Source organism: Paraburkholderia sp. (genome assembly GCF_047605525.1).
Lineage (GTDB): Bacteria > Pseudomonadota > Gammaproteobacteria > Burkholderiales > Burkholderiaceae > Paraburkholderia.
This window is the reverse complement of the sequence record NZ_JASGFN010000009.1, coordinates 33,854-51,101: the sequence shown is the minus strand read 5'-3', so window position 1 is coordinate 51,101 and position 17,248 is coordinate 33,854. Positions and strand designations below refer to the sequence as shown.

Below are 17,248 nucleotides of genomic sequence, written 5' to 3'. Positions count from 1 at the left end.
GCTCAGCCGCGCGCCGACGTGCGGCCCGCGATACGACCGAACGTCGCGCCGGAAACGAGGCCCGTGCCGGCCGGATAGTTGTCGTAGAAGAGGCCCCCGACCATCTCGCCGCATGCTGTCAGGCCGGGAATCGGACGCCAGTCGGTGCCGATCACGCGCGCCTGTTCGTCGACCTTCACGCCGCCGAACGTGAACGTGATGCCACCCGTCGCGGAGTACGCATAGAACGGTGGCTTGTCGAGCCTCAATGCCCAGTTGGTTTTTTCGGGCGTGAGGCCGTGCGTCGACAGGCCGTCCTTGCCGGTCGGATCGAAGCCGTCGGCTGCATCGTGCGCGACGGCGTTGTACTCCAGTACGGTTTTCAGCGCCTGCGCCTTGTCGTCGATATCGAGCTGCCCGATCAGACCTTCGAGTGTGTCCGAGGTGATCGGATCACTCGTCGAATAGCGCGGCTCGAGCAGATGCACGGTCTGCGAGTCGAACAGTTGATACGCCTTCGCGCCGGGCTCGGCGAGCACCGCACGGCCGTATTTCGCGTAGGTGAACATTGCCCCGTCCTCGCCTTCGTCGACGAAGCGCCTGCCCTTGCGGTTGATCACCACGCCGTACAGGTAGCTCAGGCGATTGCTGCGGTCGGTCAGCTCGCGCGGCGCGAAGTTGCCCCAGTCCGCGCTGATCGGCGTCGCGTGACAGCCGCTCCATTGTCCCCACGGCATCGCGCCGATCTGCATTGCCATGCGCAGTCCATCACCCTGGTTGTGCGGCGTGCCGCGCACTTTCGCGGCGCCGACGAGCGGGCCGATATGCTGCGTGCGCATCTGCACGTTCGCTTCGAAACCGCCGCAACCGAGTACGACCGAACGGCCCTTCAGCTCGTGGATGCCGTCATCGTCGCGGATACGCACGCCGCACACGCGGCCGCTATCGTCCTGCAGCAGCGCGAGCGCCGCGGCGCCATAGCGCACCTCGACGCCCAGCCGTTCGCACGCCGCGAACCAACTGCGCGACAAGCCGACGCCTTCGTGTTCCGCGCGCACGACGAGGCCGCGCGCCCAGATGATCTGATTGCCCTTGCGCACGCCGGTCAGGCTAACGGCCGGCTCCATCTTGATCTGACCCGCTTCGTGCATCCAGAAGACAGTGTCTTTCGAGTTGTCGACGAGCACGCGCGACAACACCGGATCGGTCTGGCCGCTCGTGACGCGCATCAGGTCGCCATGAAAGTCCTCGCGGCGATAGGGCTGGATGCCGGCATAGAAGTCCTCGAACTCCGATTCGACGCCGGGCAGCAACGGCCCGATCTCGCGCGGGTCGTCGAACGCGAAGCGCAGCACGCCGCCGCTCCAGTGCGTGTTGCCGCCGCGCATGCCGCGCGGCGCCTTTTCGAGCACGATCACGCGCTCGGCCCCGTTTTCCTTTGCGGATACCGCTGCTGCCAGTGCGGCATTGCCCGCGCCCACCACGATCACGTCATAGTCAGCCATGTATTGCGCTCCGTTTTCCGGTCGGTCGAATGAAGTATCTCTACTCTGTTCATCTCAGAGTACGAATGTATACACAAGTACGCTAATCGGTACATACCCTGGATCGCGGCTGCGAAAAGGCGAATGCTGCGGCGCGGCACGCATGGCGAATGTGTGCTGACAGCGATGAGCGGGATCGAGGAGGGGGAAGGGCGATGCGTGCGCACATAGAACGTTACTTGCGCGCGAGCGGTAAAATTGAAGCTATTGACCGATGAGTTCAAGGAGACGCCATGAAGGCGGTATGCCCGCTGCACGGGCCAACGACCATCGTCGGCACGAACGCATATGGGTTTCCGATTTATGCGTGCTGTCGCGACGACGTTCCTTATGTCATGTCCCCGGACGCCTGCACGCGAGAACCGGCGCAGCGCGGACAGGAACCGAGGCAGCCACCCCGGCAACCCGCGGCAAACAAGGAATCACGCTGACGTTCGCGGCCGAAGACAATCCTGCAACGCTGCCTTATCGGCTCCAGTTGCAATCGATCAACGCATGACGCACTGCGCTGGACATGACGAGTCCCGAAACGAAGGTGGTTTGAGCCGGTGGCACCAGCGTTTGCAGATAGACACTGATTGATCAGCCCACCTTTGGATGGCCGATGCAGAAAAGCGCAATGGGATCCGTATCTTCTGGCAAAGTCAAAACTTCTTTCAGACAGCCGTCATCGAATCCCATTACGACGACAGAACCGAGATTTTCGGCAGCGGCTGCCAGATACATGTTCTGGGTACAAGCGCCCGCTTCGAATTGCACGTATCGCGCGCCGCGCATCCCGTCCGGCTGTTGCTCCGCAAAGTGCCTGATGGCCTCCTCAAGCCGTGCAGCGACGACAACGACCGCTGCTGCATCTTCCAGCCATGTGTCGTCGCCGAGCATTGTCGAAAGCAATTCGCCGTCCATCGGCGCTTGCCCAACAACGCAAAGGTGGCAATCTTCGGGGCTATATCTGTAGAATCCCGGGTCCAATCCCTGGACTCTGCGAACGACGACAAAAAGCTCCAACGGATAAAGTGCATGTGCAGACGGCGCAGTACGTTTTCCGTCATCCGATGTGATGCCCTGGGCAGCCGCGAGGATTCGCTGCATCGAGTGCAACCCGATCGGCAGTTCACTGTAGACCCGGACGCTGCGCCTGTTCCAAAGAAGCGTCTCCAAAGCTTCTACGATAGATCCGCCGTTTGTCGATGTAGTCATTTGTGCTCCGATGTCGATATGCAACGACTGTACGCTCTTCGATACTCACTCCATTTCCAGTGCACGCTGCGCGATTGACGCCAGCAGCGCGGCGCCGGTCGCAAGAACAGTATCGTTGAAATCGTAGTTCGAGCTGTGCAAACTGTGGGCAGCCTCACCGACTCCTAGCCAGAAGTACGCGCCGGGTTTAGCCTGAAGCATGAAAGAAAAATCCTCAGAAGCCATGCCAGGGGGAATTCCTGCAAGTACGCGCTCCGTGCCAAGAAGGTCACACGCTGTGTTGACAACCAGTTGCGAACAAACGGCATGGTTCACGGTCGGTGGCAAAAAAGGAAGGTATGTGACTTCAGCATGTGCGCCAAACGCTGCGGCGCAGTTTCGGGCCACTTCTTCGATCCGCCGTCGGATCAGCTTTCCGGTTGCTTCGTCGAACCATTTCGCTATACCGGCGAGGTCAGCTGCCGATGGCACTGTTACGCTTTGCGTCGGTAAGCCCGGCTCGATCACCGTACCCGCGCTGACAGAGTGCAAGGTCAGCACCGCGCTTGCACCGGGATCAACGTTGCGGCTTACGATGGACTGGAGGGCGTTCACCACGGCAGCACACACTACAATGGGATCAATAGTCTTGTGCGGGATTGCACCATGTCCCCCGACCCCGTGGATGCGAATCCAGAAATCGTCTCGTGCCGCCATCATCGGGCCAGCATTGATTGCAACAGTACCGACCGGCAAGGACGGCCAGTTGTGAAGCGCATAGATTTCATCGATGGGGAAACGCTCGAACAGGCCGTCCTCGATCATCTCGCGTGCACCCGCGTATCCTTCCTCGCCAGGTTGAAACACGAAAGTTACCTTGCCTCGAAAATTTCGCTTGCATGCCAGGTAACGTGCGGCGCCAAGGAGCATTGCAACGTGTCCGTCATGGCCACAGCCGTGCATCAGTCCGGTATGCACTGAACGGTGCGCTACGTCCGTCGTTTCCTGAATCGGCAACGCATCCATGTCCGCTCGTAAAGCGACACTTTTCCTGCCTGCCGCACCCTGTAGCACACCGACCACACCGGTGCGTCCAATTTGAGTATGGACTTCATCGAATCCTGATTGCCTCAGTGTCTCGGCAATCAGGCGCGCGGTGCGCTCTTCCCTGAAACCCAGTTCGGGATGCGCATGGAGATCGCGACGAAACCCGCGCAGGTCATCGTCAAATTGTGAAATCTCACGCAGCGAGTCGCGGTAATCGGTCGAACCGGCAATCGTAATTGGCGTATCCATGGCCTGCCCATCCTCAAGTCGTCAAGCAATGGGAAATGCTATGGCTGCCGCCAGTAGCCTGTCCAATACGAATCGCATCCACTTTCAGACGCCAGCCGTATAGCGATGGCCGCCGGCCCCACAGGGAGCCGCCATATGAGCCGAATATGGTTTCAGACGTCAATGCTATTGGACGCACACCCGTAAACGCTTTCTCATTCGGAGAGGGGAGCGCACCCAGGGATCGAACCGGCGTTACCTCTTTGGCAACTCGTTATCGGAGAAAAACATGTCTCAGCTTGAAAAAGTCGCGATCGTTACGGGGGGCGGCCGCGGTATTGGCGCAGCTATTTCGCGCGGACTGGCCCGCGATGGCTATGCCGTCGTTGTCAATTATTCCAGCGATGGTGCCAGCGCGGAACGCGTCGTGCACGACATCCAACTCGCCGGCGGCCGGGCGCTTGCCATGCAGGCGAATGTCGCAAAGGAGGAAGAGGTACTGCGTCTGTTCGAGACCGTCGATCAGGCGTTTGGCGCGCCTGCCGTGCTGGTCAACAACGGTGGCGTAACCGGTGGCTTCTCGCGTGTCGAAGCCATCTCGGCACAAGCGCTGCAGGATGTTTTCGCGGTCAACGTGATAGGGGCCTTCCTGTGCTCGCGCGAGGCTGTGAAACGGATGTCTACAAAGCGCGGAGGGCACGGCGGCGTCATCGTGAACCTCTCCTCGCGCGCGGCACAACTCGGCGGCTCCGGCGAATGGGTCCACTACGCCGCCACGAAAGGCGCAATCGATACGTTGACCATGGGACTTGCAAGGGAAGTAGCCCTTGAGGGTATCCGTGTCAACGCCATTGCCGCGGGGCTCATCGAAACGGATTTGCATGCCGCCGCCGGTGATCCGGATCGCACGGCACGCCTGGCCGCAACGGTGCCGATGGGTCGTGCCGGCACCGCTCATGAGATCGCGGAGAGCGTGCGGTGGCTGGTATCGCCGTCCGCCGCGTATGTGACAGCCGCCATCGTTGCCGTCTCGGGCGGCCGATAACACGAACATCGCGATTGAACAAAAACAGGAGGAGACAAGGAATGTACTCAGAGACTTCGGTGGATCTGCCCCACGAAGCGGTCGAGCATGCCAGCCAGCGCCTGGTGATCGTGGCCTCGACGTTGGGAACGGTATTCGAATGGTATGACTTCTATCTCTACGGTGCGCTGGCGGCGATCATCGGCAAGAATTTCTTTGCCAGCGTTTCACCCCTTCAGGCATATATTTTCGGCCTACTCGCTTTCGGAACCGGGTTTGTGGTCCGGCCTTTCGGTGCGCTTGTCTTCGGCAGACTCGGTGACATGGTGGGACGAAAATACACGTTCCTCGCAACTATCCTGATCATGGGCCTGTCCACGTTCGGCGTGGGCATACTCCCTTCTCATGCCGCGATCGGCACCCTGGCGCCCGTTCTCCTGATCAGCCTGCGGATGCTCCAGGGGCTGGCAATCGGCGGGGAGTATGGCGGTGCGGCCGTCTATATCGCGGAGCATGCGCCGCGCGGCAAACGCGGAGGATACACATCGTGGCTGCAAACTGCATTTGTCCTCGGACTATGCCTGTCCCTGGTTGTGATTCTGGTCTGCCGTCTGGCAATGTCTTCCGTGGATTTCGAGAATTGGGGTTGGCGAATCCCGTTCGTTTTCTCGCTCATACTATTGGCGATTTCCGTATGGATTCGTATGAAACTGCACGAGTCTCCTGTGTTTGCGAAGATGAAGGCTTCCGGCACGACATCCAGGGCGCCAATCAGGGAGAGTTTTGGTAACTGGCGCAATCTCAAACTGGTTCTGATTGCCCTGTTCGGTCTGCAGGCCGGACAGGCCGTCATAACGATCGCCGGCCCGATCTATACTTCGCTTTTCCTGATAAACACGCTGCGGGTGGATCCCATAGCCGCGACGACCGCCTCGACAATCGGACTCCTTCTGGGTGTACCGTTTTACGTGATGTTTGGCTATCTCAGTGACAGGCTCGGACGCAAGCCCTTGTTACTTTGCGCGCTTGCTATCGGCACGCTGTCGCTGTTTCCGGTCTACCGGGGCTTCATGCATTTCGCCAATCCAGCGCTGGAGGCTGCACAGGCTCGGTCGCCCGTGGTCGTCGTGGCGGATCCCGAGAACTGCTCGTATCAGTTCAATCCTGTGGGAACATCAAAGTTCAATTCATCCTGTGACGTCGCAAAAAGCGCGCTGGTTCGTCGTGGCGTGCCATACAGCAACCAGGCCGCGCCTGCGGGGTCCCACGCGGTGATCAAGGTCGGTTCGCAAACGCTGGCGTCTTACAATGCCGATGCCGCCAATGCCGGCCAACTCGAATCGACCTTTGACAAGGCGTTGTCACTCGCGCTCGAACAAGCCGGGTACAGGGCGAATGCGGATCCGAAGACGATCAACTATCCGATGATTGTTCTTCTCGTGGTGTATCTTCAGTTCGTAACCGGCATGGTCTTCGGTCCCATGGCTGCCGCGTTGGTCGAGATGTTTCCGACCCGGATCCGGTACACCTCCATATCGCTGCCGTACCATATTGGCAACGGCTGGATCGGCGGACTGCTTACGGCGACAATGGTGGCCATTCAGGCGGCAACCGGAAGTATCTTTGCCGGCTTCTGGTATCCCGTTCTGATCGCCGCCACAGGATTCGTCGTGTGCTTGCTATTCGTTCCTGAAACCCGGGACAGGCAACTGGACGAAATCTGAAAGGCTGGGCACGGGTTCGTCAAGGAGGTGGAGTGCCAGACAGCATGAATGACATCACAAGCAGTGGCGAGCGCCGTCCAACGCCTGCCAGTGGCGGGTTTGCCCGGCTGGAGATGCGGCATCTTCGCTATTTTCGGGTGGTTGCGGAAGAACTCAATTTCACGCGTGCGGCCGACCGCCTGCATATTGCCCAGCCACCCTTGAGCCAGCAAATACGGCAACTCGAGGAAGAACTCGGTGTGCTGTTGCTCGAGCGTGATGCCAGGCCATTGCGCTTGACCGAAGCCGGTACATTGTTACTCGAGCGGGTAATCGTCATCGTGTCTGAATTCGATACGGCGGTTCAGGACGTCAGGCGCATCGGCCGTGGTCAATCCGGCAAGCTTTGTATTGGCTTCGCCGGTTCAGCCATGTACAGCGTGCTGCCGGATATCCTCAATGCGTTTCGCGACGCGTATCCCGCCGTGGAACTTGTCTTCACCGAACTGTTGGCGGCGCAGATTGCGGAGGCTCTGGCGAACCGCTCTATCGATGTGGGATTCTCCCGGCCCGGGCTGCCTCCCGACGAGCATATCGAGCAACATTTGCTGGTTACCGAGCCGCTCATGATTGCCGTGCCCGCGCGCCACTCGCTGGCGGAATTCGCAACGGTACCAATCGGTGAACTGCAACATCAGGTTGCGGTCATGTACCCGCAATTTCCCAAGCCGAGCCTCACTAATCTGGTAGTAGAGGCATTACGTGCCCGAGGTATCGAGCTCGATCTCGTCCAGGAGGCACGCGACATGCATACTGCCCTGGGTCTTGTCGCGGCCGGCGCCGGCATCAGCTTTGTCCCGGCCAGCGTTTCTCAGGCGAACAGAAACGGCGTTCGTTTCATCGCAATCGAGCCACAGGTTCTTGTGTCCCCCATGACTGTAGTGTGGCGCAAGAGTCATTCATCCGTCGCCTTGAAGAATTTTCTCAGAGTGGTCATCGAGCGGACAACGAATCTGACCGTTTCTGAATAGCCCTTACCGGCAACCTCTTGTCCGGGTTCACCAGATCGATTGTCCCGGCTCCCCGAGCCGTCTCGCCGACGTCGCCGGCTTGCTCCCGGTCGATGGTCGGCGGGCTGCCAGTGATGCGAGCATCCGGGCACATTCGACTCTGCCCATGCCTGCTTCCATACGCGCCTCGTCTGCAAGCGTATGTACTCGGTATTGGACGCCTTTATCCGGGACCTCTAAATTGATCCGTGTCCGGCAATATCGCCCGGAACACAACGCAGATCAATCAGGAGGAGTTTATGACAGCGCTGGAAAAGGCCATGCGGGATGCAGCCGGGGAAGGCATCCGTTTCGACTATGTAAAAGCAAATGATCTGCGTATGCATTATGCGCAAATCGGCCACGGGCAACCACTGGTCCTGCTGCATGGATGGCCGGAATTCTGGATTGTCTTCAAGCCATTGATGATGATGCTCAAGAACGATTTCGAATTGATCGTTCCGGATCTGCGAGGCTGCGGTTTCACGGGCAAACCGGGTGCGGGCCCTGACCGCAATGCCGGCGCGACCACTCATGCCGACGACATTGCCGAATTCACACAGCAACTCGGGCTGAGAGATTTCGGCATGGTGGGTGGTGATCTCGGCGCCTATGTCTTGCAAGCCTTTAGCCAGAAGTACGGTGAGCGGCTAAACGGAGCATTTTATTTTTGCACTCCCTACCCGGGTCTGGGTGCCCGGTATGGTCAACCAGACCACCTGATCGAAGTCTGGTACCAGTATTTCCAGCAATTGCCCTGGGCGGCCGATCTGGTGGGATCTTCGCGAGAGAACTGCAAGCTCTACATGTCGCATTTCCTCAATCACTGGTCAGGGGACAATCCCGCCGTCTTCCGCGACCTGATCGAAATCTATGCCGACATGTTCATGCTGAACAACAACATCCAGGGCGGCTTCGACTGGTATGTGAGTTCAGCCGAAAATCGTCGGAAGTGGCTGGATGGGAGCTTGCCCAAGTCTTCGAAGATTGCCGTACCGTCACGCTTTTTGTGGGGAAAAAGGGATCCCCTGATCCGGCCTGAATGGTCCGACAAGCTGGGCGAATACTTCGACGATTTCAGCATCGAATTTGCCGATGCGGGACACTTTGTGCACTATGAGGCGCCGGAAACGTGCGCTCGTGAGATTCGTGCATTTTTCAGGAAGCCGTGACTACTTTACTTATGAAACCCGACGTCAGCGCGAGCTTCATGACTCCCTGGTCCCGCCAGGGAACACCTCCAGGTCCTGTGTTCTCCAGCGCATCTGGCGTTCACCTGAGAACATCGGATGGACAACGGTGCCTGGACCTGTCTAGTGGACTTATGTGCGCGAATCTGGGGCATGGGCACCCTACGGTAATACGCGCCATCAGGCAGCAACTGGATGCTCTGTGCTTTGTTTCTCCGACACTCCAGAACGACAGCCGCATGGAATTCTCCAGGCGTCTATGCGCCCGTGCGCCGTGGCCAGGCGACGCGAGGGTCCACTTCACCACCGGCGGAGGAGAAGCAAACGATGACGCGGTAAAAATCGCACGTCTGATTACCGGCCGGCAGAAAATATTGTGCGCGTATCGGTCCTACCACGGTACGAGCACAGGTGCCGCGGCGCTAACAGGTGGCAGCCGCCGCTGGGCCAGCGAGCAATCCGCGCCCGGAGGTGTCGTTCATTTCTTCGCGCCATATCCCTACCGATCGCCGTTTCACACACCTGACCGCACCGAGGAGGTCCATCGGGCACTGGATCATATCGAACGAATCGTGCAGCAGGAGAACCCGGACAACATCGCGGCAATCCTGATAGAGCCGGTACTCGGCTCAGACGGTCTTGTGGTTTACGAAGAGGGTTATCTCTCCGGTCTACGCACCATAGCTTCGAAGTACGGGGCACTTCTGATCCACGACGAGGTGATGTGCGGCTTTGGGCGAATCGGAGAGATGTTCGCGTCGCAGCGCGTAGGTGTCGAGCCGGACATGATTACCTTCGCAAAGGGCGTAACCGGTGGATACATCCCGCTAGGCGGCGTCCTGATGCGTGAGGAGATCGCCCGAATTTTCGATGGTGTCCCTTTCCCCTACGGCCACACCTATTCGGGCCACCCTGTTTGCATGGCCGCCGGGCTGGGCGCCTTGCAGGCTTACGACGACGATGGCCTGTTTGTGCGGGCGCGAGAAATCGAGAAGTGGCTAGGGTCTGACCTGGCGGAGATCCAGCGGAATATCCCTGCGATTGGAGATATTCGCGGCATCGGGGCATTTTTCGGAATTGAACTGGTGAGGGACCGCGAAACACGTGAGCCGGTCGTCCCGTGGCAGTCTGGAGACCAGACTCTGATGAGCGACTTTCAGGCTGCTCTGCTCAGCCGTGGAATCTGGGTCTATATCAAGTTCAACCTGTGTGTTATCGCGCCACCGCTTACCGTTAGTCAGAAAGATCTGCAGGACGGCCTCCAGATTTTCGCGGATGTGCTGGCGGAGTTCAATATACGAATGCGGTAGTAGAACCGATGGTTCCTCAGTTCGGAAGCCGCGCTTTCTCGCGATGTTGTCGAACCTCGGCGCGACGGACAACTTCCATATTGGACGCGAAATCAGGCCGACCATCGTGCCGAAGCTCATGAAGGTGCTACGCAACAAAGCAATGCATGCGGACGCACGATTCTGCTGGAGACCACCTACATTTACTTTCAGCTACCGCGGTCTTCGAGCAATGCCTGCAGCACGCGTTGCTTCGAGCGTTCTATGTGCTCCATCATCTGCGTCACGGCGGCGCTTTCGTCGCGTGTCTTCACGACCTTGAGAAATTGCAGATGCTCCTCCATGGCCGGCAGGATGCGCATGGGCCGGATGACGTGCGCATCGAGGCGAATGAGCCGCACATGCAGACTGTTCACGCGATAGAGCTCCGACAGGATCTCATTGCCGATCGAATCCACCATGAAATCGTGCAGGCCCCAGTCGACCGCCTGGGCGTCGCGATCGAGTTCCGCATCCGGTGTGGCGGCGCGCGCCCGCTTGAGAATCGCCTGATGCTCGCGTTCGATGCGCGTGAGATCGGCATCGCTCACGTTGCGCACGAAGTGCAGCACGGCCTCGCGCTCGATCATCGCGCGAATCTGGAAAGCATTACGCACCAGCTTCAGATCGACGTGCACCACCTGCAGCCCCCGCTTGGGCACGGTGCGAATCAGCCGCGCGGCCTCCAGCCGCGGAATCATTTCGCGCACCGCCGCGAGCGGCAGGCCTAGCAGTTCCGTCAATTCGCGCTGCGATACGAACTGTCCCGGCTTCAGCCCGGCGTTCATGATCTGTTGGCGAAATCCTTCATAGGCCATATCGCGTTGCGCGAGGATGGGAGTGCGCGGCTCGATGGCTACCATTGCTTCGGATACTCCAGTTTTTTTCATTCAGCCAAGCATAAACGATGAGAGCGCTTTGATGTCCTGTGACCACGCACTCACATCGTAAGTGTTTTCACTGATATCAGTGTAACATGTTACAGATATCATTCTGACCTGTGACACGCGCAATCATGCTCGCATCGCACTGATCGGCCACGGCAGACAGGTACCTGGCTGTCCGGCCGTCGCTTCTCTCAACTTCCTGATCCAGACCCGACTCATGAGCCTCGACCTTACCGGCATCATCCCTCCCGTCGTGACGCCTTTCACCGCGGACGGCGAAATCGACGAGCAGGCGTTTCGCAACGTCGTTCAGTTCAACATCCGCAAGAAAGTGCACGGCCTGTGCGTGGGCGGCAGCAGCGGCGAAGGCCACACGCTGAGCCAGCAGGAACTCGCGCGCCTCACCGAAATCTGCGTCGAGGAAGCTGACGGGCGCGTGCCGGTGATGGTCGGCATCATCGCCAACAGCACGCGCGATGCGATTGCCCGCGCGAAAGCCGTCGCCCATCTGCCGGTGAAGGCTTTGCAGGTCACGCCGGTGCACTACGTGTTCAAGCCGGACGAGCAGGCCACGTTCGAGCACTTCAAGGCGCTCACTAGCGCGGTCGATATTCCTGTCGTGATCTACAACGTCGTGCCGTGGAACTACCTGTCGCCCGCGTTGCTGATCCGCCTCATGAACGAGCTGCCGGGCGTGCAGGGCGTCAAGCAGAGCGCCGGCGACCTCAAGCTGATGGCAGACCTGCTGATCGGTGCGCCGAAGCACGCGCGCGTCTACACGGCGGTCGATGCATTGCTGTATCCGTCGTTCGCGCTTGGCGCGCACGGCACGATCGCCGCGAACCCAGCCGCGGTGCCGGGCGTCTGCGTGGCGCTGTGGAATGCCGTGAAGAATGGCGAACATGAGCGCGCGCGCACCATCCATGAAGCGTTGCTGCGTTTCTGGAACGCGATCTTCGCCGACAATCTGCCCGCCAACATCAAAACCGCGCTGACGTTGCAGGGTTGCGACGCCGGCCTGCCGCGCATGCCGATGCCGCGCACGAGCGAAGCGCAACTGGCCAACATCAAGCGCGAGCTCGACGCCGTGTTGCGCTTCGACGCATAACGGACACAACGGGTTTTGCGGTGCGCAGGCCAGCTTGCTGGCCGCGCCATCGCTCGAGACAAAAGTGACGAGGAGACAAATGACACAACAAGCGGAACCGTTCGACTCGCGGTCCTCCGGGACCGCGAGTCGCGTCGCGGGTCGCGGCACGCGCCGCGAATACGCGAAGGTCGCGTTCGCCAGCGCAATCGGCACCATGGTGGAGTATTACGACTTCACGCTGTATGCGACGGCCACTGCGATCGTCTTCAACAAGATTTTCTTTCCGGCCGATAACGCGCTGATCAGCACGATCGCCGCGTTCGCCACTTTCTTCATCGGCTACTGCGCGCGTCCGCTCGGCGGCATTCTGTTCGGCCATTTCGGCGATCGCGTCGGGCGCCGGAACATGCTGCTTCTGACCGTGCTGATCATGGGTGTCGGCACTTTCCTGATCGGTCTGATGCCGACCTACGCGCAGATCGGCCCGTGGGCGCCGATCCTGCTGCTCGCGCTGCGCCTGCTGCAAGGCATTGGCATTGGCGGCGAGTATGGCGGTGGCATGGTGATGGCGATCGAGCATGCACCGCCGCGCATGCGGGCGTTCTGCAGTTCGGTCGTGCATATCGGTCTGCCGGCGGGCTTCCTGTTGCCCATCGCGCTGATGGGGGGCCTCTCCGCAGCCCTGACCGATGAGCAGTTCCTGAGCTGGGGATGGCGCCTGCCGTTCATCGGCAGCATCGTGCTGGTCGGACTCGGGCTGTTCATCCGCTTTCGCATCGACGAGTCGCCGGACTTCGAAGCCGCTGCACGCGAGAAAGCGCCGCCGAAGCTGCCCATCGCCGAAGCGCTGCGTGAGCACTGGCTGCGTATCGTGCTCGGCATCGGTGCGAAGATTGCCGAGAGCGGCCTGTTCAACATCTACGCCGTGTTCGCGATCACCTATGCGGTGACGGTGCATCATCTGCCGAAGTCGCTCGTGCTCAATGGCATTCTGGTCGGCTGTCTGGTCGAGTGCGTGACGCTGCCCATCTTCGGCTTGTGCGCGGACAGGTTCGGCCGCAAGCCCGTATATGTGTTCGGTGCGCTTTTGCAGGCCGTGTTCGCGGCACCGTTCTTCTGGCTGATGGACGCAGCCACGGCGCCGTCCATCTGGCTCGCGGTGTCGATCGGTCTGGGGCTCGGCCACGGGGCGATGTTCGGCGCGCAGGGCGCGTTCTTCTCGGAGCTGTTCCCGGCGCGCGTGCGCTACACGGGCTTGTCTCTCGTGCAACAGATCGGCCCGATTCTCGGCGGCGGTCTCTCGCCGCTCGTCGCAACGGCCTTGCTGCTGCAGTTCAAGGCCTTCTGGCCGATCGCCACTTATATGGCGGCGATCGCGGTGCTGTCCGCCGTCTGTGCGCTCGCGCTGCCGGAAACGAAGCCGGCTGCCGAACGCCGTTGACGCCTGGGGCATCCTCGCCCCGGTTTTCAATCGATCTACCTAACAAGGACGCTGTCGCGCGCGACGGCGGCGTCCTTCTTCGCCTGGAGCAAACGTGAAGAAAATATTGAACGAACCGGATGACTACGTCGATGAAATGCTCGACGGGCTGTGTGCCGCGCATCCGGAGGTGTACCAGCGCCCGGCCGATGCACCCCGCGTAGTGGTGCGCGCGGGCGGCGTGACGAAAGGCAAGGTCGGCATCGTGACGGGCGGCGGCTCGGGCCATCTGCCCGTGTTTCACGGCTACATCGGACACGGCTTGCTCGATGCGGCCGCCGTGGGCAACGTGTTCGCCGGGCCACGGGTCAACGACTGCCTCGCGGCGATGCGCGCTGCCGACGGCGGCGCGGGCGTGTTGCAGCTCTACGGCAACTATGGTGGCGACCGGATGAACTTCGAGATGGCGAAGGAGTTTGCCGAACTTGAAGGCATGGAGGTGGCCTCGGTGCGGGTTGCCGATGATGTCGCGAGCGCGTCGTTGCCGGAAAAGGAGAAGCGTCGCGGGGTGGCCGGGCTCGTCTATGCATTCAAGCTGGCCGGCGCGAAAGCGCAAGAAGATGCGCCGCTTGCCGAAGTCGCACGCGTCGCCGGGAGCGCCGCCGCCGCTTGCCGATCGATCGGGATTGCGCTCGCGCCATGCGTCGTTCCGGAGGTAGGCCGCCCGTCGTTCGAGATCGCCGACGATGAAATGGAGTTCGGCATGGGTATCCACGGTGAGCCCGGCATCTGGCGCGGCAAGCTCAAGCGCGCGGACGAACTCGCCAACGAGATGCTCGAACGGCTGCTCGCCGACATGACGCTCGCGCGAGGCGACCGGGTCTCGGTGCTGGTGAACAGCCTGGGCGCGACGCCGCTCGAGGAGCTCTACATCCTGTATCGCTCGGTGCGAGCGGCGCTGAACGGGAAGGGCATCGTTCCCGAGATGCCGCTGATCGGACGTTACGCAACGTCGATGGAAATGACGGGGGCGTCGTTGACACTGATGCCGCTCGACGATGAGTTTGCGCGGCTTCTCGCGGCTCCCACTAATTGTCCCTTCTGGAACGCACGATGACGCTCGATGCAACACAACTGAAGCACGCGATCACGCGTGTGTGCGTGGGACTGCACGCCGCCGCGCCCGAACTCAATACGCTCGACGGACGGCTCGGCGACGGCGACCTCGGTGCCACCCTCGACAAATGCGCGGCCGAGGTTGAGGCCGCTCTGCCGCACATGAGCGATACCTTGACCGACGTCTTCCGCCGCGCCGCGCTCGGCTGCGCGAACGCGTCGGGATCGAGCTTCGGCACGCTGCTCGCGCAGGCGCTGCTTACGGCGGCAAAGCAAAGCGAGCAGCTTGTCGAACTCACGCGCGAAGATGTGGTGAGCCTGATTCGACGGATCACGGATGTTCTGTCCGCAAGAGGCGGAGCGAAGCTGGGCGACAAGACGGTGCTGGATGCACTGAATGCGGTTGGCGACGCGCTCGGAGCCGCAAGCGCGGCCGATGCCTGGAAGGGCGTCGCGTGCAGCGCGATTGAAGAAACACTGAGCGAATTTCGTGGCCGCCCGAATCGCATTGGACGCGCGCGGATGTTCGCGGAGCGCTCGGCGGGGCAAGACGATCCGGGGATGGTCGCGCTGCTGCGCATGGCGCAGAGCATCTAAAAATACTTGGTTCGATTCACTGAGCCAGTGAAAAACAGGATTATTCAGGAATAAAACAATGAGAAAATTGGCGTCGGTAGCGGTATTGGGTGCGTTGAGCGCGAGTGCGTCGCAGGCTATGGCGCAGAGTTCGGTCACCCTGTATGGACTCGTCGACGGGGGACTCAGTTACGTCAGCAATCTGAATGGCGCGCATGCATGGCAGGCGACGACCGGCAAGGCGAGCGGCTCCCGATTCGGGCTGCGTGGTACTGAAGACCTGGGCGGCGGTCTGAGCGCGGTGTTCACGCTGGAAAATGGCTTCAACGTGACGAACGGCACGCTCGGTCAGGCGGGGCGCCTGTTCGGTCGACAGGCGTTCGTCGGCCTCAGCTCGAACAGGATCGGCACCATTACGTTCGGGCGGCAATACGACGCGATCGCGGATCTGGTAGCGCCGCTCTTCGGACCAGGCTTCTGGTCGACATCGGCTCACATCGGCGACAACGATAACCTCAACCAGTTCTTCCGCTTGAACAACACGGTCAAAGTCCGTTCGATCAACTTCTATGGATTTTCTGCCGAAGGCGTTTATTCCTTCAGCAATCAGGCCGCAGGAAGCGCAGGGACCGGCTTCGGCAATAACCGTGCATGGGCGCTGTCAGCGAACTACGTGCACGGGCCGTTCTCGATCGGCGCGGGGTATCTGCAACTCGATCATCCGAACGCCGTCTCCAACACCGGTGGAGCAGTCGGCGGGGCTTCGACCAGCAATGGCGACGACTATAGCTCGGTGTTTTTCTATGGCATGGACGGCGGCGTCAGACGCCAGCGAATCTTCGCGGCCGGCACGAGCTATGTCTTCGGTAGTGTGACGGCTGGTCTCGGTTATAGCCTGTCGGACATTCAATACAACGACGGCGCAGCGCGGCGACTCAACAACTACGAAGCGAACCTCAGATATCAACTCACTCCGGCCGTGCAGCTCATCGGCGTCTATGCATTCACCGATGGACACGCGACCAATCTGCCGGGCGCTTCCTCGGATAGCCTGCATCCGAAATGGCATCAGTTCACGCTGGGCGCCGATTATCTGCTGAGCAAGCGCACGGATATCTACGTGTCCGCTGTTTATCAGAAGGCGACCGGCGATGCCTCGACGCTCGTCAATGGCGAGTACCGGACGATCGCAAGTATTGTTTATGCGGGTACTTCTTCGTCGGCCAGTCAGGTCGCTGTGTTTACGGGGATCAGGCATCGGTTCTAAAGCGTGGGGCGGGTGGAGTGCGCGGCGCGCGGTTGCGAGTCCACGGACGCGCTAGCTGGTCACTTCACCCTTGTGCTCGATGACTCGTTTGCCCGAACCTTTCCCCTGAACAGGGTCGCGAGGTTGTTTCCCGGCTCGCCGATACCAGGCGTGGAATGCGGCTCCGTATCAATCGACTTGAAAGGATGGGTGTCCTGAAGCGCTCGTACAGTCACAACTTTCGATATGCAGGGCGTCGGGAAAACCTGCCATTGGATCGGCTGCTTCGCTTCAGAACCTGACGGACGGCCTACTCATACAATTCGGCCTTTGCGGTCATTGGGTCGAACGCTGGCCAAGGGCCGCTATGGGTTGCTCCGCGGTCGTTGGACCACCGGTTAACCTCGAATGACAGCTTTTCGCCTGCGCGAGGACAGCACGCGACCCAACGCGGTCAGTTGCCTTCAAAACGTTCGTTGACCGGTTACGAGCCCAAAGCGGACCATCAGCATGGTCGCCTCGAACACCACGTCTCTCACCGGACGGCGAAGGCAGTCTTCGTAGCGGCGGAGCAGTGCAAGCGAACTGCATCAGTCCTTTTTTCGTCTCACTCCAAAGTACGCCGTTACCAGAATCGGGCTA

The 17,248-nt window shown here is 60.4% G+C and carries 14 protein-coding genes; 10 read left to right on the top strand and 4 right to left on the bottom strand.

All coding sequences use genetic code 11. The features are described 5' to 3' along the window. Window positions 1-2 precede the first annotated feature (2 nt). The 3 genes from tcuA to QM685_RS14680 all read right to left on the bottom strand — a co-directional run bounded on the left by tcuA (window position 3) and on the right by QM685_RS14680 (window position 3,998). The gene (gene tcuA, locus QM685_RS14690; protein ID WP_415117087.1) at window positions 3-1,484 is read right to left on the bottom strand and encodes an FAD-dependent tricarballylate dehydrogenase TcuA; all 1,482 of its coding nucleotides are present in this window, start codon (window positions 1,482-1,484) and stop codon (window positions 3-5) included. A 621-nt stretch (window positions 1,485-2,105) separates the two neighbouring features. Beyond that, complete coding sequence (locus QM685_RS14685) at window positions 2,106-2,723, bottom strand: SagB/ThcOx family dehydrogenase (RefSeq protein WP_415117086.1); 618 nt, start codon at window positions 2,721-2,723, stop codon at window positions 2,106-2,108. Window positions 2,724-2,768: 45 nt separating this feature from the next. Continuing rightward, complete coding sequence (locus QM685_RS14680) at window positions 2,769-3,998, bottom strand: M20 aminoacylase family protein (protein ID WP_415117085.1); 1,230 nt, start codon at window positions 3,996-3,998, stop codon at window positions 2,769-2,771. 268 nt (window positions 3,999-4,266) lie between these two features. Between QM685_RS14680 and QM685_RS14675 the strand changes: the two genes are divergently transcribed. The 5 genes from QM685_RS14675 to QM685_RS14655 all read left to right on the top strand — a co-directional run bounded on the left by QM685_RS14675 (window position 4,267) and on the right by QM685_RS14655 (window position 10,253). Further along, window positions 4,267-5,022 carry an SDR family oxidoreductase gene (locus QM685_RS14675; RefSeq protein ID WP_415117084.1) on the top strand — a complete coding sequence of 252 codons (756 nt, stop codon included), beginning with the start codon at window positions 4,267-4,269 and terminating at the stop codon, window positions 5,020-5,022. 41 nt (window positions 5,023-5,063) lie between these two features. Then, on the top strand, window positions 5,064-6,725 hold the full coding sequence (locus QM685_RS14670) for an MFS transporter (protein ID WP_415117083.1): 1,662 nt from the start codon (window positions 5,064-5,066) through the stop codon (window positions 6,723-6,725). Between the two features lie 44 nt (window positions 6,726-6,769). After that, on the top strand, window positions 6,770-7,735 hold the full coding sequence (locus QM685_RS14665) for a LysR substrate-binding domain-containing protein (protein WP_415117082.1): 966 nt from the start codon (window positions 6,770-6,772) through the stop codon (window positions 7,733-7,735). 278 nt (window positions 7,736-8,013) lie between these two features. Next, on the top strand, window positions 8,014-8,925 hold the full coding sequence (locus tag QM685_RS14660) for an alpha/beta fold hydrolase (RefSeq protein WP_415117081.1): 912 nt from the start codon (window positions 8,014-8,016) through the stop codon (window positions 8,923-8,925). Window positions 8,926-8,936: 11 nt separating this feature from the next. Then, window positions 8,937-10,253 (top strand): aminotransferase class III-fold pyridoxal phosphate-dependent enzyme, encoded by a 1,317-nt coding sequence (locus tag QM685_RS14655; protein WP_415117080.1) that lies wholly within the window; start codon window positions 8,937-8,939, stop codon window positions 10,251-10,253. A 188-nt stretch (window positions 10,254-10,441) separates the two neighbouring features. Here QM685_RS14655 and QM685_RS14650 read toward each other — a convergent pair whose 3' ends face one another. Further along, complete coding sequence (locus QM685_RS14650; protein WP_415117079.1) at window positions 10,442-11,134, bottom strand: GntR family transcriptional regulator; 693 nt, start codon at window positions 11,132-11,134, stop codon at window positions 10,442-10,444. A gap of 241 nt (window positions 11,135-11,375) precedes the next feature. Between QM685_RS14650 and QM685_RS14645 the strand changes: the two genes are divergently transcribed. The 5 genes from QM685_RS14645 (at window position 11,376) to QM685_RS14625 (ending at window position 16,627) form a co-directional block, all read left to right on the top strand. After that, on the top strand, window positions 11,376-12,266 hold the full coding sequence (locus tag QM685_RS14645) for a dihydrodipicolinate synthase family protein (RefSeq protein ID WP_415117078.1): 891 nt from the start codon (window positions 11,376-11,378) through the stop codon (window positions 12,264-12,266). Window positions 12,267-12,345: 79 nt separating this feature from the next. Then, window positions 12,346-13,689, top strand: a complete 1,344-nt coding sequence (locus QM685_RS14640; protein ID WP_415117077.1) for an MFS transporter — start codon at window positions 12,346-12,348, stop codon at window positions 13,687-13,689. A gap of 94 nt (window positions 13,690-13,783) precedes the next feature. Beyond that, complete coding sequence (locus tag QM685_RS14635) at window positions 13,784-14,785, top strand: dihydroxyacetone kinase subunit DhaK (protein ID WP_415117076.1); 1,002 nt, start codon at window positions 13,784-13,786, stop codon at window positions 14,783-14,785. Further along, the gene (locus QM685_RS14630; RefSeq protein WP_415117075.1) at window positions 14,782-15,381 is read left to right on the top strand and encodes a DAK2 domain-containing protein; all 600 of its coding nucleotides are present in this window, start codon (window positions 14,782-14,784) and stop codon (window positions 15,379-15,381) included. The genes QM685_RS14635 and QM685_RS14630 overlap by 4 nt, the downstream gene beginning before the upstream one ends. A gap of 58 nt (window positions 15,382-15,439) precedes the next feature. Beyond that, entirely contained in the window at window positions 15,440-16,627 is a 1,188-nt protein-coding gene (locus QM685_RS14625; protein ID WP_415117074.1) for a porin, read from the top strand. Window positions 16,628-17,248 lie beyond the last annotated feature (621 nt).